This window comes from Mangrovimonas sp. ST2L15, from assembly GCF_001280515.1.
GTDB lineage: Bacteria > Bacteroidota > Bacteroidia > Flavobacteriales > Flavobacteriaceae > Mangrovimonas > Mangrovimonas futianensis.
On sequence record NZ_LBIQ01000030.1, the window covers coordinates 1,157,168 to 1,183,580 of the forward strand.

At 34.0% G+C, this 26,413-nt stretch carries 25 protein-coding genes; all 25 read left to right on the forward strand.

Annotated elements, in window-relative coordinates:
• Positions 1-11: 11 nt before the first annotated feature.
• Entirely contained in the window at positions 12-953 is a 942-nt protein-coding gene (locus ZA07_RS08905) for a glycosyltransferase (protein ID WP_053971345.1), read from the forward strand.
• Positions 950-2,200, forward strand: coding sequence for a glycosyltransferase (locus ZA07_RS08910; RefSeq protein WP_053971346.1), 1,251 nt, complete (start codon positions 950-952; stop codon positions 2,198-2,200). Before ZA07_RS08905 ends, ZA07_RS08910 begins: the two co-directional genes overlap by 4 nt.
• 2 nt (positions 2,201-2,202) lie before the next feature.
• A complete protein-coding gene (locus ZA07_RS08915) occupies positions 2,203-2,997 on the forward strand; it encodes a hypothetical protein (RefSeq protein WP_053971347.1) in 795 nt (264 codons plus the stop codon).
• A gap of 13 nt (positions 2,998-3,010) precedes the next feature.
• On the forward strand, positions 3,011-3,670 hold the full coding sequence (locus ZA07_RS08920; RefSeq protein ID WP_053971348.1) for a sulfotransferase family 2 domain-containing protein: 660 nt from the start codon (positions 3,011-3,013) through the stop codon (positions 3,668-3,670).
• Between the two features lie 6 nt (positions 3,671-3,676).
• Positions 3,677-4,633 carry a glycosyltransferase gene (locus ZA07_RS08925; RefSeq protein WP_053971349.1) on the forward strand — a complete coding sequence of 319 codons (957 nt, stop codon included), beginning with the start codon at positions 3,677-3,679 and terminating at the stop codon, positions 4,631-4,633.
• Between the two features lie 113 nt (positions 4,634-4,746).
• Positions 4,747-6,195, forward strand: a complete 1,449-nt coding sequence (locus tag ZA07_RS08930; protein ID WP_053971350.1) for an MBOAT family protein — start codon at positions 4,747-4,749, stop codon at positions 6,193-6,195.
• Between the two features lie 89 nt (positions 6,196-6,284).
• Positions 6,285-7,097, forward strand: a complete 813-nt coding sequence (locus tag ZA07_RS08935) for a hypothetical protein (RefSeq protein WP_157492102.1) — start codon at positions 6,285-6,287, stop codon at positions 7,095-7,097.
• Between the two features lie 3 nt (positions 7,098-7,100).
• Positions 7,101-7,997: a hypothetical protein gene (locus tag ZA07_RS08940; RefSeq protein WP_157492103.1), complete on the forward strand. Its 897-nt coding sequence runs from the start codon at positions 7,101-7,103 to the stop codon at positions 7,995-7,997.
• A 132-nt stretch (positions 7,998-8,129) separates the two neighbouring features.
• Positions 8,130-8,906, forward strand: a complete 777-nt coding sequence (gene rfbF, locus ZA07_RS08945; protein ID WP_053971353.1) for a glucose-1-phosphate cytidylyltransferase — start codon at positions 8,130-8,132, stop codon at positions 8,904-8,906.
• A complete protein-coding gene (rfbG, locus tag ZA07_RS08950) occupies positions 8,903-9,982 on the forward strand; it encodes a CDP-glucose 4,6-dehydratase (RefSeq protein ID WP_053972106.1) in 1,080 nt (359 codons plus the stop codon). The genes rfbF and rfbG overlap by 4 nt, the downstream gene beginning before the upstream one ends.
• Positions 9,970-10,884, forward strand: a complete 915-nt coding sequence (locus ZA07_RS08955; protein WP_053971354.1) for an NAD(P)-dependent oxidoreductase — start codon at positions 9,970-9,972, stop codon at positions 10,882-10,884. Before rfbG ends, ZA07_RS08955 begins: the two co-directional genes overlap by 13 nt.
• A gap of 34 nt (positions 10,885-10,918) precedes the next feature.
• Positions 10,919-11,788, forward strand: coding sequence for a glycosyltransferase family A protein (locus tag ZA07_RS08960; RefSeq protein WP_053971355.1), 870 nt, complete (start codon positions 10,919-10,921; stop codon positions 11,786-11,788).
• Positions 11,789-11,821: 33 nt separating this feature from the next.
• The gene (locus ZA07_RS08965; protein WP_053971356.1) at positions 11,822-12,841 is read left to right on the forward strand and encodes a glycosyltransferase family 2 protein; all 1,020 of its coding nucleotides are present in this window, start codon (positions 11,822-11,824) and stop codon (positions 12,839-12,841) included.
• A gap of 5 nt (positions 12,842-12,846) precedes the next feature.
• Positions 12,847-13,872, forward strand: coding sequence for a glycosyltransferase (locus ZA07_RS08970; RefSeq protein WP_053971357.1), 1,026 nt, complete (start codon positions 12,847-12,849; stop codon positions 13,870-13,872).
• Positions 13,862-15,046 carry a glycosyltransferase gene (locus ZA07_RS08975; protein ID WP_053971358.1) on the forward strand — a complete coding sequence of 395 codons (1,185 nt, stop codon included), beginning with the start codon at positions 13,862-13,864 and terminating at the stop codon, positions 15,044-15,046. The genes ZA07_RS08970 and ZA07_RS08975 overlap by 11 nt, the downstream gene beginning before the upstream one ends.
• Positions 15,047-15,055: 9 nt before the next feature.
• Positions 15,056-16,219: a glycosyltransferase family 4 protein gene (locus tag ZA07_RS08980; RefSeq protein ID WP_053971359.1), complete on the forward strand. Its 1,164-nt coding sequence runs from the start codon at positions 15,056-15,058 to the stop codon at positions 16,217-16,219.
• A gap of 2 nt (positions 16,220-16,221) precedes the next feature.
• Positions 16,222-17,481 carry an O-antigen polysaccharide polymerase Wzy gene (locus tag ZA07_RS08985; RefSeq protein WP_053971360.1) on the forward strand — a complete coding sequence of 420 codons (1,260 nt, stop codon included), beginning with the start codon at positions 16,222-16,224 and terminating at the stop codon, positions 17,479-17,481.
• The gene (locus ZA07_RS08990) at positions 17,457-18,464 is read left to right on the forward strand and encodes a glycosyltransferase family 1 protein (protein WP_053971361.1); all 1,008 of its coding nucleotides are present in this window, start codon (positions 17,457-17,459) and stop codon (positions 18,462-18,464) included. The genes ZA07_RS08985 and ZA07_RS08990 overlap by 25 nt, the downstream gene beginning before the upstream one ends.
• The gene (locus ZA07_RS08995) at positions 18,442-19,596 is read left to right on the forward strand and encodes a glycosyltransferase (RefSeq protein WP_082316556.1); all 1,155 of its coding nucleotides are present in this window, start codon (positions 18,442-18,444) and stop codon (positions 19,594-19,596) included. Before ZA07_RS08990 ends, ZA07_RS08995 begins: the two co-directional genes overlap by 23 nt.
• Before the next feature lies 1 nt (position 19,597).
• Positions 19,598-20,545, forward strand: a complete 948-nt coding sequence (locus tag ZA07_RS09000) for a UDP-glucuronic acid decarboxylase family protein (RefSeq protein ID WP_053971363.1) — start codon at positions 19,598-19,600, stop codon at positions 20,543-20,545.
• A 4-nt stretch (positions 20,546-20,549) separates the two neighbouring features.
• Entirely contained in the window at positions 20,550-21,107 is a 558-nt protein-coding gene (locus ZA07_RS09005) for a WcaF family extracellular polysaccharide biosynthesis acetyltransferase (RefSeq protein WP_053971364.1), read from the forward strand.
• The gene (locus ZA07_RS09010; RefSeq protein ID WP_053971365.1) at positions 21,104-21,862 is read left to right on the forward strand and encodes a glycosyltransferase family 2 protein; all 759 of its coding nucleotides are present in this window, start codon (positions 21,104-21,106) and stop codon (positions 21,860-21,862) included. The genes ZA07_RS09005 and ZA07_RS09010 overlap by 4 nt, the downstream gene beginning before the upstream one ends.
• Before the next feature lie 202 nt (positions 21,863-22,064).
• Positions 22,065-23,216, forward strand: a complete 1,152-nt coding sequence (locus ZA07_RS09015) for an MraY family glycosyltransferase (protein ID WP_053971366.1) — start codon at positions 22,065-22,067, stop codon at positions 23,214-23,216.
• Between the two features lie 67 nt (positions 23,217-23,283).
• Complete coding sequence (locus ZA07_RS09020; protein ID WP_053971367.1) at positions 23,284-24,069, forward strand: polysaccharide biosynthesis/export family protein; 786 nt, start codon at positions 23,284-23,286, stop codon at positions 24,067-24,069.
• Entirely contained in the window at positions 24,066-26,411 is a 2,346-nt protein-coding gene (locus ZA07_RS09025) for a tyrosine-protein kinase domain-containing protein (RefSeq protein ID WP_082316557.1), read from the forward strand. The genes ZA07_RS09020 and ZA07_RS09025 overlap by 4 nt, the downstream gene beginning before the upstream one ends.
• Positions 26,412-26,413: the final 2 nt, after the last annotated feature.

Genomic DNA, 26,413 nt, shown 5'->3' on the forward strand with positions numbered 1-26,413 from the left:
ATTTAAATTAAATGGATTTAGCACCTATAGTACTTTTTGTTTATAACAGGCCGGAGCATACTCTTGAGACCTTGAAGTCTTTAAGTGAAAATACCTTATCTGTAAAATCAAACTTAATTATATTTTGTGATGGACCTAAAAAGGGAGCAACAGAAGAAAGCTTAGGCCAAATTAAAAAAGTTAAGGAGATATGTAGACAGGAAAAATGGTGCGGTCAAGTTGAGGTATTGGAGTCTGAGTTAAACAAGGGTTTAGCCAAATCTATAAAGGAAGGGGTAACTCAAGTAGTTAATGAATATGGCAAGGTGATTGTTTTGGAAGATGATATTGTGACTTCACCTTATTTTTTGGAATACATGAATCAGGCTTTATCTCTTTATGAAAGGGATGAGAAAGTTATGCATATTAGCTCATATTGGCCCAATACAACAAAGTACTTACCACCCTTGGACTCCACCTTTTTTCTGAGTTTTATGAGTTGTTGGGGATGGGCTACTTGGAAAAATAGGTGGGATAAAGCAATATGGGATTTTCAGTTTCATTTAGATCAACTTAAGGACTCCAAAATAAAAAGAAGATTTAACTTAGATAACTCCCTGCTCCAAAGTGAGCAACTAGAAAACAATATTAACGGAACGATAAATACGTGGGCAATTAATTGGTATGCAACCATCTTTCATGAAAATGCGTTATGTTTATATCCTTCAGTTTCATTAAGTTCAAATATTGGATTGGATGGAAGTGGGACTAATTGTGATGCTTTAGAGGTTACTTTGAATGTGTCCCAAAAATCAGTTCCAGTCAAGAGAATTAAAATCAAAGAGTCAAAGATTGCTAGAAATTATTTGATTAGGTATTATAGATTTGGAGAAAATTCTGATCTATTAAAGATATTCAAATTTCATTATGTTAAACTTAGATTTAGATTAATAAAAATTATAAAAGGGAATTGAAAGTACTCCATATAAATACTTCGGATACAGGAGGAGCTGCTAATGCTGCTATTAGATTGCACTTAGCCCTTTTAGAAAATGGAGTGGATTCCCATATGCTTTTTGCAAATAAGACCAGAGATGATGTTCCTAATAGCCATAAGTTCGAAAAAGGAAAACTTGGAATCTTAGAGAATATTTGGTACAGAATCAATCGAAAGTTAGGGCGGGTAAAGACCTATTGGGAAAAACACAAAAAAATTACAGCTGGTCAATCACAAGAGGTAGAGCTATTTTCTTTGCCTTACAGTGATTATGATATAACCGAAATGGATATTTATAACAAGGTTGATGTCATAAATTTACATTGGATTTCAGGCTTTTTGGACTATAATTTTTTTTCCAAAAATAGAAAACCAATTGTTTGGACATTGCATGATATGAATCCCTTTACAGGAGGCTGCCACTATAGTTATGGCTGTGATAGGTTTGTTGATAGCTGTAATTCTTGTCCCCAATTAATAGGAACCAATAGGATAACTATTTCAAAAACATTTTTAAAGTATAAGAAAAAATATTTGTCAAATATTAACGTGTCTTGGGTGGTTTTATGTGAATGGATGTCAGTAAACTTAGAGAAAAGTTCAATGGTTCAAGGAGGCTCTATAAGCAAAATTTATAATTCTGTAAACCAACAAGTTTTTAAAGACTATGGGGAAGTAGAAAAGACAAGAGCGAAGTATAATCTGCCTCTCAATAAAAAAATATTTTTATTTGTAAGTGAGAATGTTGATAATAAACGTAAGGGAATCGATATTATATTGGATTGTGCAAGAAAGTTAAACCAAGATTCTTTCGTGTTTTGTGCCATAGGAAAGAGTAATGAAATATTAAATGAGCATCAAAATATCATTAGCTTAGGGAGTATTAATGAAGAAGAAGCACTGGCAAAGCTATATGGAGCTGTAGATGCAGTTATAATTCCATCTAGAGAAGATAACTTGCCAAATGTCATGGTAGAGGCCTTATCTTGTGGCACACCTGTCATTGCTCAAAGCAGAGGAGGCCTTACTGAAATAATTGATACAGGTGTTAATGGCTTGTTGTTTGATAATGAGACAGAGTATCATTTAGTGGATGCCTGTCAAGATTTTTTGATGAATAAGTTTAGTTTTAATAATTCTCAAATAGCTGAGATGGCAGGTGAAAAATTTTCACCCAAATTGCAATCAAAAGCCTATTTAGATATCTATAAATCATTGGTGTAATTTTGATTAATCTCTATACTACTTTTTACAACGAAAAAAATGAATCCCGTAAGCAAGAGTTGATTTCTTGCATAAAAAAAAATGTAGAAAATTCTCATTTCTCGACAATAGTTATATTTAACGAAGGTGATTCTTTAAAGGAATTATGTCCAGAGAAGATTGTTGAAGTTCAAGTGGCAAAAAGGCCAACATATGATGATTTTATAGGATATATAAATAATCATACATTTAAGGATACAATTCATATTATAGCTAATACTGATATTTTTTTTGAAAAGGAAATTGCAGTTCTAGAATATTTGAATTTGGAATATACGTGTTTTGCATTGGCTAGGTGGGATACAACAGAATCTAGGAAGCCTTTACTTTTCAATCACAATGACAGTCAAGATGCATGGGTGTTTAAAGGTGAAATACAGAAGGGATTGAAGGCGTCATATCCATTAGGGGTTGCTAGATGTGATAATCGATTTTTGTATGATTTAGAGCTTTCAGGATATAAGGTTTTAAATCCTGCTTTCAGCATCAAAGCGTTCCATATGCATAAAGGACAACGAAATGTAGTATATACTGAAGCTGACAATACCTATAATATAAAACCTCCCTATAGATATAAGTATCCCCATAACATCTATGGTTTTTTTAAAACAATTTTGCATAATATGAGCAAAAAACCAAAATTAGGTAAATATAGGTATGATATTAAGAAAATTAATACTTGGATTCCAGTTAAAGGAATAAGGTATATTTTTGAAATAATAACTGGAAAAAAGATGCCTCTGATAGGATATATTTAGAATCTTTACAATTATGGCAGTTTTTATAAATTATAGTAAGAAATTTTTTGTTTTTACTTCATACAAAGTGGCTTATTCTACCCTTCAAAATCAAAGTGGGGGAGAATTAAAATACCTAAGCTATAAGTTAAATTACCCAGTTTTTAGACATATTTTAAAACACTATTCTTATAATAAATACTTATTAGTAAGGAATCCTTACGATCGATTTTTATCTCTATTTTCAGATAAGTTTAGGAAGCAACCAGAAAGAATTTTAGGAGGTTTACATACTTGGGAAAATGTTCACACATGTATGTTTCCCTACTTAGGGCTTTCCAATACGGACAGTGATGAAATGATTGCTGATAAATTTTTGACTATGCAATTGAGCGAGTTAATTTCATTCCTTCCAAAAGGGATTCTACTTGATGAGCATTTTATGTCACAGAAAAGCACCATACAAATTAGTGCATTTAATAAAATTCCAATTGCTGTTCCTATGAAAAAAATATTAAGGCTTGAAGATCAAAAGGAAGATTTTTCAAAACTGACAGGAATTAATTTAGGCATAAAAAGAAATACTAGCAATTCTAAAGAATATAAAGGGGAGTTGTCTAAAGAAGATTTAGTAGTTCTAAATAGAATATATAAAGAGGACTTTGAACAAGGAAATTATCAAATGCTATATTAGCGATCTATGAAAAAAAGTGAAAACTCTGCAAACTACTTAATTCTTCCAAAATTAGATGATGATGAAAATAGACCTGTATGGTCAGTAGTTATTCCCACTTATAACTGTGCACATTTTTTAAGGGAAACTTTACAGTCAGTTCTAAGTCAGGATCTGGGGCCAAAACTTATGCAGATAATTGTTGTAGATGATTTTTCTACAAAAGACGATCCTGAGGCTGTTGTAAAAGAAATTGGAAAGGGAAGGGTTGAATTTTTTAGACAGGAAAGTAACGTTGGTAAAGTAAAGAACTATGAAACAGGTTTGCTGAAGTCAAAAGGTAAACTAATTCACTTGCTCCATGGAGATGATAAACTTCTCTATGGTTTTTATTCTGAAATGACTGAACTATTTGAAAAATATGAAATGGCGAAGGCAGCTTTTTGTCGATCCATTTATATAGATGCAAATAGTAATTGGAAAGGGTTAACAGGAATGGTCCAGGAAAAGGAAGGAATAGTAAATGACTTAGACGAAAAACTGTATTTACAACAGTTGATACAAACGCCTTCAATGGTTGTTAAGAGAGAGGTTTATGAAACCATTGGAGCCTTTGATAGGAGCTTAGACTGTATGGAAGATTGGGAAATGTGGTTTAGAATATCTAATAATTATCCTATTGCTATCTCCAATAAAGTTCTGGCGGAATATAGGATACATTCTAATAATGCAACAAACGAAACCTTTTTAAATGGTAGCGCTTTGAGGACCCATGATGAGGTATTGAAAATGATGGATTCTTATGTGCCATTAAATAAAAAAAATAAATCATTCAAATCAAGAAATAAAAAACAGGCAGATTTTCTTTTATTGTCTTATAGAAATATTAAACATAGTTTGACTTGGCGAGAGAGAAAGGAGTTTATTGCTAGAATTTTAAAGTTGAATAGCTCCTTAAGAATGATATTGGGTATTTTAAGATAAATCTATAAGTCAAAATTTTTAGAATTTTTTGAAATTATACCAGATAGTAAAAATGAGTTCAAGTATTTTTTATTTATTCGCAGCCTTTCTATTAACCTTACAAAAATTATACCTTGTTATTTAATACAATTGATTTCGCCATATTTCTACCCATTGTTTTCGGAATTTATTGGCTGGTAGACCGTTTAGGTATCAAGGTTCAGAATCTGGTCATTGTCATAGCAAGCTATTATTTTTATGGTTGCTGGGACTGGCGTTTTCTGTCCTTGATTGCTTTTAGCACTTTGGTGGACTATACTGTTGGACTGGCTCTGAATAAAGAGCTCCGTCCCTCTCGACGTAAGCTTCTATTGTGGGTTAGCATGCTCACCAACCTTGGATTTCTTGGTTTTTTCAAGTACTATAATTTTTTTGCTGAGAGTTTTTCCCAGGCGTTCACGTTTCTTGGTGTTTCAATGGACGCGGCCCGGTTGGACATTATTTTGCCTGTGGGAATCAGTTTCTATACCTTCCAGACCATGAGCTATACGATAGATGTCTACAAGCGTGAGCTGGAGCCGACCAGAGATCTGGTAGCCTTTACCGCATTTGTTAGCTTTTTTCCTCAGTTGGTCGCCGGTCCCATAGAGCGGGCAAGCAACTTGCTTCCACAGTTTTACAAAAGACGAGAGTTTGACTATGCCAATGCGGTCAACGGTATGCGTCAGATCCTTTGGGGGCTTTTTAAGAAAGTCGTTATTGCCGATAACTGTGCTCAGTTTGCTAATGAGATCTTCAACAATTCCGGTGATTATTCTGGAAGTACCTTGTTCATGGGGGCCTTGTTTTTCACCTTTCAGATCTATGGTGATTTTTCAGGCTATTCAGACATTGCAATTGGGACCTCCCGGTTGTTTGGCTTTAACTTGATGCAGAACTTTGCGTTCCCGTATTTTTCTAGAGACATAGCAGAGTTTTGGCGTCGTTGGCATATTTCTTTGTCTACCTGGTTCAGGGATTATTTGTACATACCTTTAGGAGGTAGTCGTGGTGGTACTTGGATGAAGGTAAGGAATACCTTTATTATTTTTGTGGTAAGTGGGTTTTGGCACGGTGCTAACTGGACGTTTCTAATATGGGGTTTTTTGAACGCGGTTTACTTTTTGCCGTTGCTGTTGACCAAAAGGAACCGTCACAACTTAGGGGTGGTTGCCGAAGGGCGAATACTACCGAGCCTCAGGGAGGTTTTGCAGATGGGGTTGACATTTTTCCTTACCGTGGTAGCTTGGGTCTTCTTTAGGGCAGAGAGCCTTGGTCACGCCATTGATTACCTGCAGGGGATGTTCAGGCATCCTGGGTCATATCTATTGTTAAGTAATTATTTTGATTATCAAAATATTCTGAATCTTATTGTGCTCTTTATGATGGTAGAATGGTTGGGCAGAAAGGGGCAATATGCTATTGAAGGGTTAGATTATTTCTTGAAAAATAGAGTCCTTAGGTGGGGAATATATTTGATAATAGCGATTACTGTATTTTTGTATAGTGGCGAAAAACAAGAGTTTATTTACTTTCAGTTTTAGTATTGGGCAGATTTATTAGAAATACAATTTTTTTTGCGATACTAACCATAGTAGTGGTCCTTTTTTTTGAAGAAACCACATCTAGGATTTTGATTTCCAATACCAAATTTGAGGTTGGTTCTAAACCAAGTAACTTACTTTTTGGACATTCTCATGCTGCATTGACATATGATGATGAAATAATTAAGGATTTTGTCAATTTTGCTGAGTCAGGGGAAGCTTATTTTTATACTTACAATAAAGTAAGCCTATTGCTTAAAAATAATAAAAGTGTAAAGAAGGTATTTATAGAATTTTCAAATAACTCTATTGATGAAAAAATGAATTCCTGGATTTGGGGTAATGAAACCATGTCTTTTAGACTTGAGAAATATGCTCCTGTAATTTCACTTAAAGAAAAAATGTTCCTTTTGTCTAAAAATCCTTTTTGTTTTATCCAGACTTATTCAGTCATTTTAAAATCTAGAATCACCAAAATCTCAAATGGGGTAATGACTTATGATAGAAACCTGGGGGGATATAACCCAAAAGTTGAAAGAGATAAAAATAATGAGTTCGCTGAACAGGAAATAAATTTTAAAGACTATGAAATATCTGAAGCGAATTTACTCTATTTAGATAAAATCATTAATATATGCAGACAGTACGATGTTGAAATTATTTTGATTAGAAGTCCTCAAAGAAAAGACTATGAATATTGGCAAAATGAAAATGAATTTAAAAAGGTTTTAAATGAAAGATTTGGGGATGTGAAATTTTTGGATTTTGGAAACTTTAAACTTGATGAGAAGGATTACTTAGATGCATCACACTTAAACATTGAAGGAGCTCGAAAATTTTCTAAATGGTTTGATAGTAATGTAGTAAATTCTCCTAGAACTATTAATTCAAGTGACTTTTAGTGTATGAGGCATTTTTTAGTCAATTTTTTAATTATATCAGCATTGCTCCTTTTGGTCTTGACGAGCCTTTTTTCAATGGCTGATGGATATACCGATGCATATTATCTTAGATTTACTACCTCAAAAAAAAGTAATTTGATATTGGGAACTTCAAGAGCGGCCCAAGGTTTAATTCCCCAAGTGTTCGATAGCATCTTACAAAAAGATTTTTATAATTTTTCCTTTACAGTAGCCCATAGCCCTTACGGTCCAGTGTACTTAAAAGCTATTCAAAAAAAACTAAAAACTACCGAGCATGAAGGAGTTTTTATTTTAGCCGTAGATCCTTGGAGTATTTCTTCAAAATCACAACTTCCTGATGATGTGTCAAATTTTAGAGAAAATAAATTATGCTTGGGTAATACTTCTTTGGTCAACTGTAAACCCAATCCTGAATATCTTTTAAAAAATTTAAACGGAAAGTTTATAACCTTATTAACCAGCAAAAAAGACAGTTCTCGTTTTTTGAATGATGATGGTTGGTTGGAAATAGATGTTAAAATGGATTCGGCTATAGTTAACAAAAGAATTCTAAGGGCCAAGAATGACTACATGGAAAACTTAAAGACTTACAAGTTCTCAACAGCCAGATTAGAGGCTCTTAAACAAACGATAAGTTTTCTAAAGAAAAACGGTAAGGTTTATTTGGTAAGGCTGCCCGTGCATAACGAATTGATGGATATTGAAAGTAGTTATATGCCAAATTTTGATAAGGTAGTTCAAGAAGCAAGAAGCTTATCTGACGGATATTTTGACTTAACCTATTTAAACTCAAAATTAAAATATACTGACGGGAATCATTTACATCAAGAATCTGGCCGGTTGGTTTCAAAAACTTTAGCTCTGTTGATTAAAAGTTGATTGTGTGAACCTTTTTCTAAATTAATTTTAAATAGGGAGTTAGTATTTGTTTTTCTTAGAGTTATCTTAATGCTTAAAATTTCCCTATGATGGTCTTTTTTGTTTTCTTTGTTTAGAATCTAAAATTCATTTATGAAAGTATTAATTCTGGCGGGTGGTTTTGGAACTCGACTTAGTGAGGAAACCCAAAATATACCCAAACCTATGGTTCCAATAGGAAATAAACCCATTTTATGGCATATTATGAAAAGTTATTCCCATTATGGGTTTAATGATTTTGTTATTTTATTGGGCTATAAAGGATATGTCATCAAAGAATATTTTGCTAACTATTACTTGCATCAAAGTGATGTGACCATAGATATTAAGCAAAATCAAATGGAGATTTTAAATAACACAGCAGAACCTTGGAAAGTAAGTCTAGTGGATACAGGATTAAATACCATGACGGGGGGGAGAATTAAACGAGTTGAAGATTTGATTAATGGAGAAAGGTTTATGTTAACTTATGGCGATGGCGTTTCTGATGTTGATATTCATAAACTTGTAAAATCCCATGAAGAACATGGTAAAGCTATTACAATGACTGCTGTTCAGCCAGAGGGCCGATTTGGTTCTTTGAAATTTTCAGGAAATTCTAAAATTGAAGCATTTCAAGAAAAGCCAAAAGGAGATGGTACTTGGATTAATGGCGGTTTTTTTGTTTGTGAACCCAAAGTGTTAGATTATATTACTGAGGGTGATGCTACAGTATTTGAGAAGCAACCTTTAGAGAAACTGGCTTTGGATGGTGAGTTGTATTCTTATAAACATGAGGGATTCTGGAAGCCCATGGATACTTTAAGAGACAATAAGGTACTTAACGAACTTTGGGATTCAAATAACGCGCATTGGAAATCATGGAAATGACAAAACTTTTTGGAGGGATCTATAAGGACAAAACAGTTTTAGTAACTGGAGATACTGGGTTTAAAGGAAGTTGGTTGGTGCATTGGTTGCTAAAAATGGAAGCCAAAGTAATCGGGTTTTCTTTAGGAAACATTACAGAAACCAATCATCATGAGTTATTAAATGATTCGTATGATGCTATCAAAGGAGATATAAATAGTCTCAGTGATTTAGAAAAAGTCTTTCAAACGTATCAGCCTGAGATTGTATTTCATTTGGCGGCCCAATCGTTGGTAAGGTTTAGTTATGAAAATCCGTTAGAAACCCTGCACACCAATATTCTGGGTACGGCCAATGTTTTTGAAATGAGCCGTAAAACACCATCCGTTAGGGTTGTGGTGAATGTAACCAGCGATAAATGCTACGAAAACAAAGAATGGATTTGGGGCTATCGTGAGAATGATCCTATGGGAGGACATGATCCTTATAGTGCTTCCAAAGGTTGTGCCGAGTTGGTAACCGAGTCTTATAAAAAGTCTTTTTTCAATAGTGAAAACAAGTTATTGGCAAGTGTTAGGGCAGGGAATGTTATTGGAGGTGGAGATTGGGCTCAAGATCGATTGGTTCCAGATATGGTGAGAGCAGCATCTTTAGACGAAACTGTAGTCATAAGAAACCCTTTGGCAACTAGGCCTTGGCAGCACGTTCTCGATCCTTTAAGTGGTTATCTTACATTGGGCGCTTATTTATTGAAAGGTAAAAAAGAATATACTGAGGGATGGAATTTTGGGCCTAATTTAAGCAACAACGTTACTGTAGAGACTTTAATCGGTCAAGCAAAAAGCTTTTGGGACAAAATTGAATATCAATTAGCAGCAGATTCGTCTCAATATCATGAAGCTAATCTTTTAATGTTAGACTGCTCCAAGGCTCACAAGCTTTTAAAATGGGAACCCGTTTGGAATTTCGAGAAAACATTAGATAAAACAATTACTTGGTATAAAGATTTCTACCAAGAAAATAAATTGAATACAAGTAGCGATCTGGAAGACTTTGTTCAATCAGCTATCTCTAAGTCCTTGCCATGGGCGATATAAATTTAAAGAATAAAAAGGTATTGGTTACAGGCGGAAATGGGTTTTTAGCCAGTCATTTAATACCCGCCTTGTTAGAATTAGGAGCCCAAGTGGTTTCTTTTGATATGTCAACTGATGAATCCCGAAGTAATATCCAATCATTCGCTATAGATCTAAACGACCAAGAATCTTTATCAGATTTTATCTCGGAAATTCAACCAGACATTGTTTACCATCTAGCAGCTTCTTTAAACAGAACCAGAGATTTTACGGTTGTTAATGAGGTTTTAAAAACCAATTTAAATGGAACCAATAATTTATTAAATGCTTTGAGTGCGACAGCATATCAAAAGTTCATTTTTGTAAGTACTAGTGAAGTATATGGAGGAGACATGGTAAAGGCGCCATTTAAAGAAAATAGTGATTTTGTTCCGGCTTCACCATACTCATTGTCAAAGTATTGCGCAGAAAAAGCTGTTCAAACCTTTTCTGAAATTTATGGTAAGTCATTTACGGTCTTAAGACTGTTCAATTTCTTTGGGAAAGGTATGGGGCAACAGTTTTTTATTCCTCAATTGATTGAAACTCTAAAAAACAATAAAGAATTTAATATGACCAAAGGTGAGCAAATTAGAGATTTTCTGTACATCAAAGATGTGGTTCAGGCTATGTTGATGGCTAATTCTGAAAAAGCAAATAAGAAAGTCTTTAACGTGTGCTCTGGTCAAGGTAAATCCATAAAAGAAATAGCTTTGGACATTAAAAATGAAGTTCATAGCGAGTCGAAAATTAATTTTGGAGCCCTAGAATACCGTGATAATGAAGTTTGGAATATGGTTGGCGACAATACCCTGTTAAGGACAACCTTGGGTTGGGAACCTAAATTTACGTTCAAAGAAGGTCTAAAAGAGTACCTTTCCTAATGTGAATGTATTTTAGGACTTTTAAAAAAATGTTATGCAAAAACCAATAGTCTCTATATTAACCACCGTTTACAATCGGGAGAAATATCTAGCAGCCTGCATTGAAAGTGTTTTGGCTTCAGATTATTCCAATTGGGAACTTATTATTGTTGATGACCAATCCAAGGACGCTTCGGTTTCCATAGCTCAAGAGTATGCAGCCAAGGATGACCGAATTCAGGTGCACGTCAACCAAGAAAACTTAGGGGATTACCCCAACCGTAATCGTGCCGCATCCTATGCCAAAGGCACTTATTTAAAATACTTGGATGCCGATGATTTGTTATACCCACATGGTTTAGGTATCATGGTTAATACCATGGAGGCACATCCTGAATGTGCTTTGGGGATTTCCCAAGAAGTAGCTGAAGATATTAAGGCGTATCCTTTTGTTATGCAGCCAAAAGAGTCCTTTTATCGGGAGTTTTTAAAGCGGGGAGTTTTAAAATTAGGTCCAACCGGAACTATTATAAGACGAGATGTTTTTGAAAAAGTAGGTGGTTTTACTGGCACCAGATATATAGGAGATACAGAGCTGTGGTACAAGCTCGCTTTGAGTTATCCCGTAGTTAAAATGGTTCCTGGTCTTGCCTATTGGAGACAGCATGATGATCAGGAAATTACAAAGGGTCATGAGAGTTTTTTCTATTTGGAAAATGCCTTTAAACATCAATTGCAAACGCTGCAGGATGAAAATATGCCCTTAGAGGAAGATCAAAGAAAGCAAGCCATAGAATTGGTTTACAGACGCTTTTCAAGACAGATATTACGATTGGCTAAACATGGAAGATGGGCGAAGGCGAATAACATTAGAAAGTCTTGTAAGGTATCTTGGTCAAAAATTTTAAAATCAGCAGCGAACTAGTGTTTTGCAGCGAAAAAAACTAAACAGGAAATAATGGAGAAAGTATCCGTGATCATTCCGGTACACAATGCTGAAGCGTATATTACTGATACCCTCGAATCACTACAAAATCAGACATATAAGAATATAGAAATTTTAGTGGTGAATGGAGGATCAACAGATAACAGTATGGCTCTTGTTGAGGCTTTAGATCTTCCTAATTTAACCATTTATAACCGGGGTAATTTAGGACAGGCTTCCAACTCAAATTTCGGAATCGCCAAAGCTACAGGTGATCTAGTGAAGTTTTTGGATGCCGATGATATCCTAGCTGATGATTGTATTGAAATCATGGTAGAGAAATGGCGCGAAAATCCAAACAGATTGGTTTTTGGAGAGTGGCACTATTTTGTAGATGATATCAATCATGTAAGTTGGAATGAAAATCCAATCTATAAGGATTATAAAAGTGCCTTGGATTGGTACGTAGATGACCACCATTTAGCGGGATCGATGTTGGCAGTTTGGATGTGGTTAATACCCAAATCTATGTTGGAGCAAGCGGGCGGATGGGACGAACGACTAACCATTACCAATGACTTGGAGTTTTCCACCCGGTTAATATTGCAGTCTGACGGAATTGGTTTTGCAAAAGGTGCCAAACACTATTACAGAAAGGGTAGCTCTAACGCGATGACCTCTGTGATGACTATTAATTTGCCTGAAAATACAGCAACATCAGTGGTAATTGGATTAAATAGAGCTTGTGATGTGATGTTGGAAGCTGAGGATTCCCCTAGAATGCGCTTGGTATTTGCCAATTTATTTCAAAAATGGGTATATCTATTCTATCCTAAGCATAAATCTTATGTCACACAGTTTGAAAACAAAATAATCGCACTTGGAGGTAGTGAGCTTCCACCAAAAGGAGGCAAGCTTTATAATGCTTTGATAAAAGTTTTGCCATGGAAAGCTGCTACCCTAATACAATCTTTACTGTATCGAACCTTATGGAGGCCCATATTGGTTTGGAAGCAAAAGCGTAAATTTAAAAAACAGTTTGGTATAAATTGAAGATCATGAATCCCAAAAAAGTTCTTTTTGTTTATCCTAGTGCACCTTTACCAGAGCAACGATTAAAAACCTTTGCTGCTTGGAAAAAAATGGGCATGGAATTACAAGTGTTGTTTGCCCATGATGAGAACTACCAGATGGGCTTTTTGGATAAGGTCATGCATAAGGTTAAATTGCCAAGGGATGTAAACAATTTGAATAAGCGAATAAAACAAGCCTGCTTAAATTTTAAACCAGATTTGGTTTTTATAGTAAAAGGTGTTTTGGTAAAGCCAAAGACTTTAAAGTTTATTAAACAAATGGGGTGCAAATCAATTTCTTGGTCTAATGACGATATGTTTGCTTGGCACAATAGATCATTGTGGTACACTTGGTCATTAAAGCATTACAATTTGGTAGTTACCCAAAAATCTTACAACTGTAATCCTGATGAATTACCATCCCTGGGTGCTAAGGTCTTATTTCAAGACAAGGCCATCGATCCTCAAATCAATCATCCTGTGAATGATTGTAACGATTTTGATTGTGTACACGATGTCGTGTTTATTGGTACCAAAGAGCAAGATAGGTTAGAGCATTTAGTTTATCTTGCAGAAAATGGTGTTAAGGTTCATATTTATGGTTGGAGTGTGGATGATACGGGAAAGTATCATGAAAATTTGATTTTTCACCATAAACATCTGTATGGAGATGACTTTAATGCAGCCTTGGGATGTTCCAAAGTAGCACTTAATTTTTTAAGAAAAATGAATCGGGACGTACAAACCTCAAGAAGCATAGAAATTCCAGCAAGTGGAGGATTTATGCTAGCAGAACGGACAGAAGAGCACTTACGGCTTTTTGAGGAAGGTAGGGAAGCTGAATATTTTTCATCGAAAGAGGAATTGTTGGAAAAAGTGACCTATTATTTAAAAAATGAAGATGGGAGGGTACAAATAGCTCAAAATGGATTAGCCAAGTGCTTTGCTGCGAATTATACTTTTGAGAATAGAATAAATGAAATGATTCAAAAAGTATTCCATGAGCATTAAAAGATTTAAACATATTGTTATTGCGATTTACACACATCCAGAGCTATATCCTCCTACAGTGGCGGCAATAATGCAATTAGCTGAAATTTCTGATAAGGTTGATGTGGTTACTAGAAATATGTTAGTTTCTAAATGGGACTATCCAGAAAATGTCAACATTAATTATGTAAATAAAGAGCAATTCACTGGGTTCGAGATTGAAAAAATTGGGTTTAGGGCCAAAATTGCTCATTTCTACAATTTTGTCAAAACAATTAAAAGTCTTGTTCTAACGCGAAATAGCGATGTTCTTTTGGTAAATGATGCTATTCCTTTGTTTGCTTCGTATTTAATTAGAAATACACTTAGAAAAAAGAAAGTGATTTGGTGGTATCACAATCATGATGTGGTGGATATGAAGCGTACTGGAACATTATCCATAATGGGTATGGCGGCGAGATTCGAGAAAAGATCATTCCAATTTTTAGATGTATTTAGTTTACCAGCAAAAGAAAGGCTTCAGTACTTTCCAAAGCTGAAAAGTAATCAGGAGCCGGTTATATTGCCTAATTATCCCCTTGAAGATTTTTATTCAAAAGCTGAAAATCAAAAACAAAATGAAGATTCCACAATCAAGTTAGTGTTTCAAGGATCCATTGGGTCAGGTCATGGGCTTGAAGAAATTATAGGGGTCCTACATCATGCAATAAATGGTAAAAAAGTAGAGCTTCATTTGGTTGGCAAGGTTAGGGAGAGTTATTTAAAATCTATAGAGGCACTAGTAGAAAAACATTATGTGCATGACCACTTTACCTATCACGGTATGAAATCATTTGCTGAACTCCCTTTTTATTTATCACAATTTGACATTGGACTCGCCATTCACAAACCCTATAATGTCACCTATTCAACAGGTGGTACGGCATCTAATAAAATCTATGAATATGCGGCGAGCGGAATGCCTATTATTCTTTTTGATAATGCACATTATAGAGCGTATTTAGAAGACTTTGAATGGACTTTTTTTACCGATTTGACTAAAGATTCCTTGCTACATGTTATGGCTGTTATTGATAGGGAAATTTCAAAATTTTCGAAAGGCGCAAGTAAAGACTTTCATGAAAGGTTTAATTTTGAAACTGTATTCCAAGAGCAAATGCTACCTGTTTTGGTTCAATTGAAAAGAATAAAATAATAATCAAAAATGACCAAGAAACTAGCTATAGTAACGACACATCCTATTCAGTATTATGCACCGTGGTTTAGGCTTTTAGCTGAACAACCCAATATTGAGGTTAAGGTTTTTTATACTTGGTCGCAAACTAAAGAAGGATTTATTGATCGAACTTTTGGGGAGAAAATAGTTTGGGATATTCCTCTTTTGGATGGATATGAATACGAATTTGTTGATAATGTATCCAAAGAACCAGGGTCACATCATAAAAATGGTATTATTTGTCCTGACTTAATTGAAAAAATATCACTTTGGAATCCAGATACAATCCTAGTATTTGGATGGTACTTAAAGAGCCATTTTGAAGTTATGAGGTACTTCAAAAATAAAAGGGAAATTTGGTTTAGAGGTGATTCGAATTTATTAGATGATTTGAATTTTGTCAAGAAACTTCTTCGCAAGATTTGGTTGACTTATGTTTACAAATTTGTGGACAAAGTTCTTTATGTTGGAGAGAATAACAAAAACTATTATTTGGAGTATGGATTGAAAGAGAATCAATTGATTTTTGCTCCACATGCAATTGACAATAGGAGGTTTGAATCGTCTAAAAATCTTAATTATGATGAGGAGGCAATTGAATGGAGAAAAGAATTAGGATTATTTGAAGAAGATTTGGTTGTTTTATTTGTTGGTAAATTTGAACCAAAGAAAAATCCAGAATTATTAATTTCAGCGGTGCAGGAATTTAATTTAAAAGCGGAAAAAGAAATTAAGTTAGTGCTTATTGGTTCTGGTCCACTGGAAAGCCAGTTGAAACATCTGGCTTCGGAAGATGAAAATATACTTTTTTTGCCTTTCCAAAATCAATCAAAAATGCCAATTGTTTATCGATTGGGTGATATTTTGTGTTTACCTTCACAAGGTCCAGGTGAAACTTGGGGCTTGGTAGTTAATGAAGCTATGGCCTCTTCTAGGGGAGCGATAGTCAGTGATAAAGTTGGTTCAGCATGCGATTTGGTGGAAAATGGTTTAACTGGGTATGTATTTAAGTCTAATGAAGGTATTTCCTTGATTCAAGTTTTAAATCAACTTACAAAAACGAATTGTAAAGAAATGGGTTTAAGAGCACATGAAAAGATAGACACTTACAGTTTTAATTATATTGTGGAGGCAATTAAGAATAGTATATAATTATGTGGGAGATTGTAGGTGTTATACTTGTTATTTATATATTCTGGCAATTCATTGATGCCTTAGGGAAAACGATTCCCATCATGGAATTAATGATGCTTATAGCTGGATTACAATGGGTTATAGGGCCAATAATAAGTTATGGTCAAGAAACCTCACATTACAAATATTATATGTACGTTGATCAATCTACCTACATGTCTTATGTCGTGCCTGCATTCTTCTGTTTTTGCCTACCCCTGTTTTTAATGCTGAAAAAGCAAAGTAAGTCCTACTCCATTAATTTCCTAAAGTATTTGCCATATGCTAAACAATTATTATTTATAGGAGTAGGGGCAGATGTTTTAAGTGCTGTAACTCCTTCTGCATTATCTTTTTTTTTCTTTCTTATTGCACAGTTCAAGTTTATTGGTGCATTACTATTGTTGTTTTCTCCCCGAAAATCAGATCAATATTATTTTTATGGGGCAGTTTTTTATCTATTTTTAAATGCCTTGGCAAGAGCAATGTTTCATGATTTGTTATTGTGGGGTATTTTCATGTTTATGTATTGGTCTCTAAAAAAACGTCCTGCTATGGGAACAAAGCTGTTATTAATATCAGCAGGAATTGTCATGGCAATTGCCATTCAAGCTGTAAAAAGTTCCTTTAGGGCAAATGTTTGGGGAGGGTATAGTGGAAATAAACTTGAACTCTTTGTAAATATTTTGGATGACCGGCTCTCTGATGGGTATTTTGAGGAAGAGGAGAGTGATGAGGAGTTAAACGTTAGATTAAATCAAGGGTGGATTATTTCCGCAATTATGTATTATACACCTACTTTTCAGGCCTATGCAGGAGGAGAAACAGTTATTGAAGCCTTGTTTTCAAGCATCCTGCCAAGATTTTTAAACCCTTCAAAAAAAATGGCGGGTGGGCAGGAAAACTTTGAAAAATATACGGGTTTACCATTATCTGATGGAACATCTATGGGACTTAGTATAATTGGAGAAAGCTATGCTAATTTTGGGGTGGTAAATGGAGCCGTATTTATGCTGATTTGGGGTGGTTTTTTAGCTTGGTATTGGAAAAAATTAGTGAAGATTACTTTTAAATATCCCCTAGTGTTAATGTTTTTGCCAGTATTATTTCTTCAGGTAGTTAAGGCTGAAACGGAACTCGTAGTGGTTCTAAATCACTTGTTTAAAGCCTCGATTGTAGTAGCTTTATTCTTCTTTGCATCAATTAAATATTTAAAATGGGAACTGAAAGAAGCACTATAAAGGTTACTTATTTTTTTAGAAGCAAACTCCCTCAGTTTAATAGCATTGAAGAGTTGTTTGGCAATATTTCAAAAGAAGTCCAAAAGATTATTAATACTGAAGAAATTAGGTTAAAATCTTCTGGAGCCGATTTAAAAAGTGTATCCCGAAATTTAAAGTATGCCTATAAAAACAGAGGTGAAATCAATCATATAACTGGTCATGTTAATTATATAGCTTTAGTTTTAGGACGCAAAAGTTTATTGACCATTCATGATGTTAAATCAGCTTTTTACGGTTCTTTTATTCATAGGTTGTTTATTAAGTTGTTTTGGTTCTGGATTCCGTCACTTTTTGTCCATAAAATAACGGTGATATCTAATTTTTCGAAAAAGGAATTTATACAATTAGTTCCTTTTGCCAAATCTAAAGTTCATGTGATTTATAATCCGGTAAATAATAGGCTCATCTCTTTGTCAAAGGAGTTTCAAAAAGATAAACCTTCGATTCTTTTAGTCGGAACAAAATCCAATAAAAATTTGGAGAGAAGTATTGAAGCTTTGAAACAAATTAAATGTCAATTGCTAATTGTGGGAAAGTTATCAATGAAACAAAAGAAATTGTTGGAGATGTATAACTTGGATTATAAAAGTTTTCAAAATATACCTTATCAAAAAATTGTAGAATTATATCAAGAATGCGATTTGGTGTTATTTCCTTCAACATATGAGGGTTTTGGAATGCCAATAATTGAGGCGCAAACTATAGGAAGGCCAGTTATAACGTCTAATATTGGAGCTATGAAAGAGGTTGCTGGTGATGGTGCCTACTTAGTAAATCCCTTTGATGTAAATGAAATTAAATTTGGTATAGAAAAAGTAATATCAAATGAAGATTTCAGGACTGAAATCGTAAAAAAGGGATTTAAAAATGTAGAGAGGTTTCAATTAGAAGTAATTGCAAATGAATATTTGAAACTTTATGAAGAAATGGCCAATGGGTAAAAGAAAGAATATTTTACTTTTTATAGATTGGTTTTTACCCGGATATAAGGCAGGTGGTCCTATTCAATCGGTAAATAATATGATTTCTCATCTGAATGATGAGTTTTACTTTTACGTAGTGACCTCAAATAAAGATTTGGGCGAAAAGGAGCCTTATCAAAATATTCCTTTCAATTCTTGGATTGATAAACAGAGCTTTCATATCATTTATTTAGATGAAGCCCATCAAAATAAGGCGGAATACTTTAGGCTCATTAAGGAAGCAAGTTTTTATGCCATTTATTTTAATTCCTTCTTTTCCATTAAGTTCAGTCTTCTTCCTCAATGGATTTATAGGTCTGTTGAAATAAAAAAAGTTCTGGCGCCAAGGGGGATGTTAGGAGCGGGAGCTTTAGCTATTAAACCATTAAAAAAGCAAGTGTTTTTGAAATTGTTTAGATGGCTTGGTTTTCACAAAAAGGTTGTTTGGCATGCTACCTCCGAACTTGAAAAAGATGAAATTATAAAGCAATTAGGTGATAATCTAGAGATCAAAATAGCCCCCAATTTATCATCAAAAATGGCTCCTTTTGTTGAAAGTACAAAAGAGGTTCATCATTTAAAAGTCTTTTTCCTGTCCAGAATTGCTTTCAAAAAAGGATTGATCCATGCTCTTAATTTTCTTCAAGAAACCAAAAAGGAAATGAAAATTACCTTTAGTATCATTGGCCCAATTGATGAAAAAGATTACTGGGATAAATGTCAGAAAATAATAAATAATATGCCATCAAATGTAATGGTTGATTATTTAGGAGCCATACCCAATTTCCAATTGGCTACAGTATTGCAAAAACAGCATGTATTGCTTTTACCTACCATGCATGAAAATTTCGGACATGTAATTATGGAATCTTGGCAGAATGGATGTCCTGTAATCATTTCTAATCAAACCCCTTGGAGAAATCTAAAGGATAAACAAATAGGAAACGATATATCACTTTCCAAATCCTCAGAATTTGTAGAAATGTTAAATACATTTTCTTTAATGGATGAGAAAACCTTTAATTTGTGGTCACGATCATCATATAATTACGCAAAGGTATTTACAGAGAATCCAAAACTAATAGAAAGTACCAAAAACATATTTTTTTAGAATGAAAAGAATTTTAGTAACTGGAGGAGCAGGATTTGTTGGCTCTCATATTTGTGAAAGATTATTGAGTGAAGGCAACGAAGTCATTTGTCTGGATAATTATTTTACTGGAAGCAAAAGAAATGTTGAGCACCTCATGGATCACCATTATTTTGAATTGGTTAGACATGATGTAACTAATCCTTATATGGTTGAGGTTGACGAGATTTATAACTTGGCTTGTCCAGCGTCACCAGTTCATTACCAGTATAATCCTATTAAAACCATTAAGACTTCTGTGATGGGAGCTATTAATATGTTGGGACTAGCTAAACGAGTCAAAGCTAAAATTCTACAGGCTTCTACCTCTGAAGTTTATGGTGACCCTGCTATTCATCCACAACCGGAAAGTTATTGGGGGAACGTAAATCCGATAGGTTTAAGATCTTGTTACGATGAAGGGAAGCGTTGTGCTGAGACCTTATTTATGGATTATCATATTCAAAATGATGTGGATATTAAGATTGTTAGAATTTTCAATACCTACGGACCAAGAATGAATCCTGATGATGGTAGAGTAGTTTCAAATTTTATCGTTCAAGCTCTTAAAGGAGATGATATTACGGTTTTTGGTGACGGTACACAAACAAGAAGTTTTCAATATGTGGATGATTTGGTAGAAGGAATGATCAGAATGATGAATAGTAGAGATGGGTTTGTTGGACCAGTAAATGTTGGGAATCCTGGAGAGTTTACCATGCTGGAGTTGGCTCAACAAGTCATTGATCTTACCGGAACCAAATCAAAAATTATTCATATGCCTTTGCCTCAGGATGATCCTTTACAAAGACAACCGGTTATAGATCTGGCTAAAAAGGAACTGAACGGTTGGGAGCCTAAGATTCCATTAAAAGAAGGCTTGGTTAAAACCATCACCTATTTCGATGATTTGTTAAAGAAAGGAAACTAAAAACATGGCTAACAAAGTCGATTTATCTGCTTTTGATAATTCCTGGTACCAGCCAGGAGCGGGAATCATTAAAAGACTTTGTTGGTATTTTATAAATGAAATTTTCTTTCAAACTGGACTATTTCCATCATCTAGGTTAAAAGTTTTTTTCTTGAGAATGTTTGGAGCTGAAGTTGGTAAAAAAGTGGTCATTAAACCTCATGTGAACATCAAATATCCTTGGAAATTATCAATTGGAGATAACAGTTGGATAGGAGAACGCGTTTGGATTGATAATTTAGCTCAAGTAATAATAGGAAAGAATGTTTGTCTATCTCAAGGAGCCTTTTTGCTTTGTGGAAATCATGATTTTAAAAAGAGTACATTTGATCTTTTGGTTGGAGAAATCAATCTGGAAGATGGGTGTTGGATTGGTGCTAAATCAATAGTAGGACCCGGAGTAGTGGTTGGATCCTATAGTGTTTTAACTGTTGGTTCAATTGCGACAAAACGTTTAATTCCCAACATGATTTATAAAGGGAATCCTGCAGAGATCGTTAAGGAAAGAAAAATTTCTGAATGAAAACAGTTTCCATAATAACAGCAACCTACAATAGCGTAAAAACGGTCCAAACTTGTTTTGATTCAGTTTTAGACCAAACATTTCCTAATGTTGAGCATATTATAATTGATGGAGGGTCGCTGGATGGGACCGTAGACTTAATTAAAGAATATGCCAATACGAAAAGCAATGTTAAATGGGTTTGTGAAAAGGACAATGGTATTTACGATGCGCTGAATAAGGGGATTGCATTAGCAACAGGAGATATTATTGGATTTGTGCACTCAGATGACTATTTGGCTTCAAAGGATATTTTGAAAAATATAGTGGAACTTTTTGATTCCGAAAAAGTAGATGGAGTTTACGGCAACCTTCATTATGTTGATTTTAATGATAGTTCACATATCATTAGGAACTGGAAGAGTCAAAATTTCAAACCATCTTTGTTGAATCGTGGCTGGATGCCAGCTCACCCCACTTTATTTTTGAATAGTAGTATTTATAAAAAAGAAGGTGCTTTCAATACAAAGTTTAAAATTGCAGCAGATTATGATTTCATTCTCAGAATTTTTAAAAACCCTGAATTTAAGTTTGCTTTCTTAGAAAAAACTGTTGTCAAAATGCGAGTTGGTGGTGCTAGCAATAAAAGCATCAAAAATCTAATTCTAAAAACAAGGGAAGATCTAATTGCTGCAAAATCAAACGGATTGCCCTCACCCTTGATTACTATTGGCCTTAAAAATCTTTCCAAGATTCCACAATGGATTAAGAAGTAGTTTGGTAACAGCTTTAACATTAATTTTGGAAAAATCCCTTAAAATTGCAATAATTTAGTGTTTAATTTATGAATGAAATAATTAAACGAAGAATAGTTGCATATTCAGTAATTTTATCCCAAGGCATCTAATTTGTAGATTATTGTCGTAAATTTGTTAACGGTTAGGAGTCTTAAGATTCTTACTAAAGCTATTAATTAATATGATAAAGGAAATACTAGATTACTTCAATCCTGTAGATTACTTGGGAATTTGGCTGACTATTACTTTTGTGTTAGCCTTTATAGTTTCCTTTTTGTCTTTTCCAACTATTTTATTTGTCGCTCATGAAAAGCATTTAATGGATGAGCCAGGTGAAAGAAGTATGCATTCAACTAAAATTCCAACACTAGGAGGAATAGGTATTTTTCTTAGTATTGTTGTTGTTATTACAACAATAGGAGCACTATTGGATACTAAAATTTTATTGTTACTTCTTGGGGGGTTAACATTACTTTTTTTCTTGGGCTTGAAAGATGATCTTTTGATTTTATCTCCGAAAAAGAAATTTGTAGGTCAATTAATAGCAGCCGGATTGTTAATGATTTTTACCGATACAAGGATTTCAAGTCTTCATGGGTTGTTAGATATTTATATATTACCTTATTGGGTTTCAGTTATTTTCACACTATTCGTATACCTATTAATAATTAATGCCTTTAATTTAATTGATGGTATTGATGGTTTAGCTGGTTCTTTAGGGTTATTTGCAAGTGCCATGTTTGCTATAGTGTTTATTTCTGCTAAGGATGTTAGTATGGCAACTATTTCAATAGCTCTGATTGGAGCCTTGGTTCCATTCCTAAGATTGAATTTTTCAAGAAATCATAAGATTTTTATGGGTGATACCGGATCGATGCTTGTAGGGTTTTTAATTGCCTTTTTTGCGGTAAGATTTATAGGTAGTTCCCAAAGTATGGATTACAGTCAATATTATAAATCAGCCCCAATTCTTGCCTTATCCTTTGTTTTCTTTCCGCTATTGGATACACTAAGAATTTTTCTGTTTAGAATGTTTATTTTGAAAAAAAGTCCTTTTGAGGCTGACAATAATCATTTGCATCACAAATTTCTACAACTTGGTTTTTCACATATACAAACCACAGGTTGGGTAGTTGCAATCAATGGCGCTCTAGTTATGATTACCTATTGGTGCAGTGACTGGGATATTCATGTTCAATTATTTACGCTTATTTCCTCAGGAGTGTCGTTATATTCCATATTCTTTATTTACAATTGGATAAAACGTGTCAAGTTGAATACTAAAATCTCACAAATAGCCTTGCGTGTTTCTGAGCAATTGAACATTTTTTAGTTCTATTTTCTGTAAAACTTTGTTAGTTCTTATAATGGGTTATATTTGTAACTCTATAGTACATTCAATGAGAAACATACTTCGAATTTATCTTCCCATAATTTTTTTGGTGAACTCGTGTGCCACGAAAAAGGAAATTTGGTATCTACAGGATTCAGAACAGTATAATAATACCTCTTATCAATATGAGAGTCCTGAAATTCAGCCTAATGACATATTGAAAATTGATATTGGAGCACTAGTTGAAGAAACTGCTAAACCTTACAATAAACCAACATCGAGAGTTCAGGGCAATTCTGGTGGAGGAAATAGTGGAGGTAATGCCATGATGCTGATGCAAGGATACCTAGTTTCACAAGACAACACCGTAAATATGCCTGTTCTTGGTGAAATTTCAACAGAAGGGAAAACTGTTAAAGATCTTCAAGGAGATTTAGTTGAAATTTTAGAGAAAGATGGGCACTTAGTAAACCCAACTGTTATGATTCGTTTATTAAACGCTAAATTTACTATTCTAGGTGAAGTTGGTAGTCCAGGTACTTATAATTTTAGTGAAGACAATATTACTATTTTTCAAGCCATTGGAATGGCAGGAGACCTACAAATTAATGGTAAAAGAAATGATATCATGTTTATCAGAGAACGAGATGGCCAAAGACAAATAGCGACAATTGATATTCGGTCTGGAGAAGTTTTCAATAGTCCTTTCTACCAAATAAAACCAAATGACTTAATCATTGTAAACCCCAATAGTCCTAGAGTTAAGCAAGCTGGATATATAAAGGATATTGCTAGTACGGTTGGATTTTTAACGCTTATAATTTCAACGGTAATTTTAATTTCGAATTTATGATGCCCAATGCTCCTTCTGCAAATGGTTCCCAGAATAATCAAGGGGATTTTATCAAACAACAATTTTTTAAGTATGGTAAGTATTGGTATTGGTTTGTAATTACAGTTGTACTTTTTTTAATACTTGGTGTTTTATATTTGAGATACCAACCAAAGGTTTATTCTTCAACCGCAAAAATTAAAATATTAAATAAAGGGAAGGGTTTAGAACTTCCTACAGCAGCTTTCGTATTCAGTAGGTCTAATATTAATCTGGCTAATGAAATAGAGGTTCTTAAATCTTATCGTATTATGGAAAGGGTCGTAAGGGAATTAGACCTAACGATGGAGTATTATGATGTTGGAAGTATAAGGACTACTGAAATTAGTGGTTTTCCTTTTGAATTACTTAAAACTATAGATAATGATAGCATTAATTGGGGAAGCTATACAATTGATGTTAAGGAAAATGGATTCGATATTTATAAAGGGGATTCAGAATCTCCTATAGTAATTCCAGGATACAATACTTACAAGGTTAAACACAAACTGCCATTTGAGATTAAGGTAAATAATAATTTGAACATTAAATCCTATGTTGGCAAATCTTATCTCTTAAGACTAATCCCGATTAAAGATGCAACCAAAAAGCTCAAAGGACAAATAAACATAAGTGTTATTGGTAATAATAGTGATTTATTGCAAATCAATTATTCAGGGGAAAGTGTCCACAAACTTGAAATGGTAATCAATACCTTAATTCAAATTTTCAATAGAGATGGTATTAATGATCGTCAAGAGGTTTCTAGAAGAACAATCAACTTTATTGATGAGCGGTTTAATTATTTAGCAAGGGAGTTAGATTCTATTGAAGGAGAAATAAAGGACTTTAAGCAAGAGAATAATTTAATTTCCCTTGAAGCCAACGCGGCCCTTGAGGTTGGGCAGATGACTGAATCTGAACAAATGGTTTATGACGTTGAGAACCAAATTATGCTTTCTGAACTATTAGATGAGACTCTAAATGAAAATGATAGTATTTCTGATCTATTACCAGCAAATATTGGTTTGGCAAGCGGGGATGTCAATGCCCTTGTCAGTCAATACAATCAATTGATATTTGAACGAAATGAATTTGGGGTAAGTGCCATGGAAAATAATCCTACTGTCAAATTACTCAACTCTAAAATTGAGGATGTCAAGGTTAATATTAATGCTTCTTTAAAAGCTTATAAAAACCAATTGGAGGCTTCAAGACGTAGTTTTGAATCTAGGAATAAAAAATTCACATCCCAGGTTTCTACCCTTCCGGGAAAAGAAAAGGTCTTTAGAGCCATTCAAAGACAACAATCCATCAAGGAAAGTCTTTATTTATTTTTGCTTCAAAAACGGGAAGAAGCTGCTATTAATTTAGCTATAACAGAACCATCTGTAAAGGTTGTGGAATACGCTTTGTCAAATTCGATACCTATTTCTCCATCATCTAAGAATGTTTATCTAACTGCTATTATCGCAGGTTTAGCACTTCCCTTTGGAATTATTTATTTGTTATTTTTATTGAATACAAAGGTTAAAAGTAAGCGCGATGTTGAATTAGTGATACCCGAAGTTCCAATAATATCAGAACTTCCTATTGTTAAAGATCATCACCTTGTGTTTGTGGATCCTAATGATACTTCAACACAAGCTGAGGCATTTAGAATTTTAGGCTCTAATGTAAATTATCTTATTTCCTCAAGCAATTCAAAAAAGACTAGCAATGCAGGGAAGGTTGTTTATTGTACTTCAACTATTAAAGGAGAGGGTAAAACCTATGTGGCGCTTAATTTATCTTTAGCATTATCCAGCCTGAATAAAAAGGTGTTGTTGATAGGGGCTGACCTTAGAAATCCACAAATTCATACCTATTTAAATAAAGATATTAATAAGAATAATTTTGGACTTTCAAATTATCTTCATGATGCTTCCGTTGATTGGAAAAGTATCTTAATTAATGGATTTAATAAACATGCAAAGCATGATATTTTGATATCTGGAAATATTCCGCCAAATCCAGCTCAGTTACTTACCAATGGTCGTTTTGAAGAATTATTAAATGAGGCAAGGGAACTTTACGACTATGTCATTGTAGATACGGCGCCAACCATTTTGGTTACAGATACGACCATGATTTCTCAATTTGCAGACGCAACAATTTATTTAATAAGAGCCAATTATACAGAGAAGAATCTGTTAGAGTTTTCCAAAGGATTACATGAATCCGGAAGACTTAAAAACATGGGATATGTTTTAAATGGTGTTTCTTCTGGTAAATCCTATGGTTACAACTATGGCTACAGTTATGGATATGGAAGTAATACCTGAAA

Bases quoted from the DNA above. Each gene is read 5' to 3' on its own strand.
- ZA07_RS08970 (WP_053971357.1), top strand. From the start codon at position 12,847: ATGAATCCCAAAAAAGTTCTTTTTGTTTATCCTAGTGCACCTTTACCA.
- ZA07_RS09025 (WP_082316557.1), top strand. From the start codon at position 24,066: ATGATGCCCAATGCTCCTTCTGCAAATGGTTCCCAGAATAATCAAGGG.
- ZA07_RS08905 (WP_053971345.1), top strand. From the start codon at position 12: ATGGATTTAGCACCTATAGTACTTTTTGTTTATAACAGGCCGGAGCAT.
- ZA07_RS08990 (WP_053971361.1), top strand. From the start codon at position 17,457: ATGGGAACTGAAAGAAGCACTATAAAGGTTACTTATTTTTTTAGAAGC.
- ZA07_RS08960 (WP_053971355.1), top strand. From the start codon at position 10,919: ATGCAAAAACCAATAGTCTCTATATTAACCACCGTTTACAATCGGGAG.
- ZA07_RS08940 (WP_157492103.1), top strand. From the start codon at position 7,101: ATGAGGCATTTTTTAGTCAATTTTTTAATTATATCAGCATTGCTCCTT.
- ZA07_RS08965 (WP_053971356.1), top strand. From the start codon at position 11,822: ATGGAGAAAGTATCCGTGATCATTCCGGTACACAATGCTGAAGCGTAT.
- rfbG (WP_053972106.1), top strand. From the start codon at position 8,903: ATGACAAAACTTTTTGGAGGGATCTATAAGGACAAAACAGTTTTAGTA.
- ZA07_RS09020 (WP_053971367.1), top strand. From the start codon at position 23,284: ATGAGAAACATACTTCGAATTTATCTTCCCATAATTTTTTTGGTGAAC.
- ZA07_RS08925 (WP_053971349.1), top strand. From the start codon at position 3,677: ATGAAAAAAAGTGAAAACTCTGCAAACTACTTAATTCTTCCAAAATTA.
- ZA07_RS09015 (WP_053971366.1), top strand. From the start codon at position 22,065: ATGATAAAGGAAATACTAGATTACTTCAATCCTGTAGATTACTTGGGA.
- ZA07_RS09005 (WP_053971364.1), top strand. From the start codon at position 20,550: ATGGCTAACAAAGTCGATTTATCTGCTTTTGATAATTCCTGGTACCAG.
- ZA07_RS08980 (WP_053971359.1), top strand. From the start codon at position 15,056: ATGACCAAGAAACTAGCTATAGTAACGACACATCCTATTCAGTATTAT.
- rfbF (WP_053971353.1), top strand. From the start codon at position 8,130: ATGAAAGTATTAATTCTGGCGGGTGGTTTTGGAACTCGACTTAGTGAG.
- ZA07_RS08985 (WP_053971360.1), top strand. From the start codon at position 16,222: ATGTGGGAGATTGTAGGTGTTATACTTGTTATTTATATATTCTGGCAA.
- ZA07_RS08975 (WP_053971358.1), top strand. From the start codon at position 13,862: ATGAGCATTAAAAGATTTAAACATATTGTTATTGCGATTTACACACAT.
- ZA07_RS09010 (WP_053971365.1), top strand. From the start codon at position 21,104: ATGAAAACAGTTTCCATAATAACAGCAACCTACAATAGCGTAAAAACG.
- ZA07_RS08995 (WP_082316556.1), top strand. From the start codon at position 18,442: ATGAAGAAATGGCCAATGGGTAAAAGAAAGAATATTTTACTTTTTATA.
- ZA07_RS08920 (WP_053971348.1), top strand. From the start codon at position 3,011: ATGGCAGTTTTTATAAATTATAGTAAGAAATTTTTTGTTTTTACTTCA.
- ZA07_RS08955 (WP_053971354.1), top strand. From the start codon at position 9,970: ATGGGCGATATAAATTTAAAGAATAAAAAGGTATTGGTTACAGGCGGA.
- ZA07_RS09000 (WP_053971363.1), top strand. From the start codon at position 19,598: ATGAAAAGAATTTTAGTAACTGGAGGAGCAGGATTTGTTGGCTCTCAT.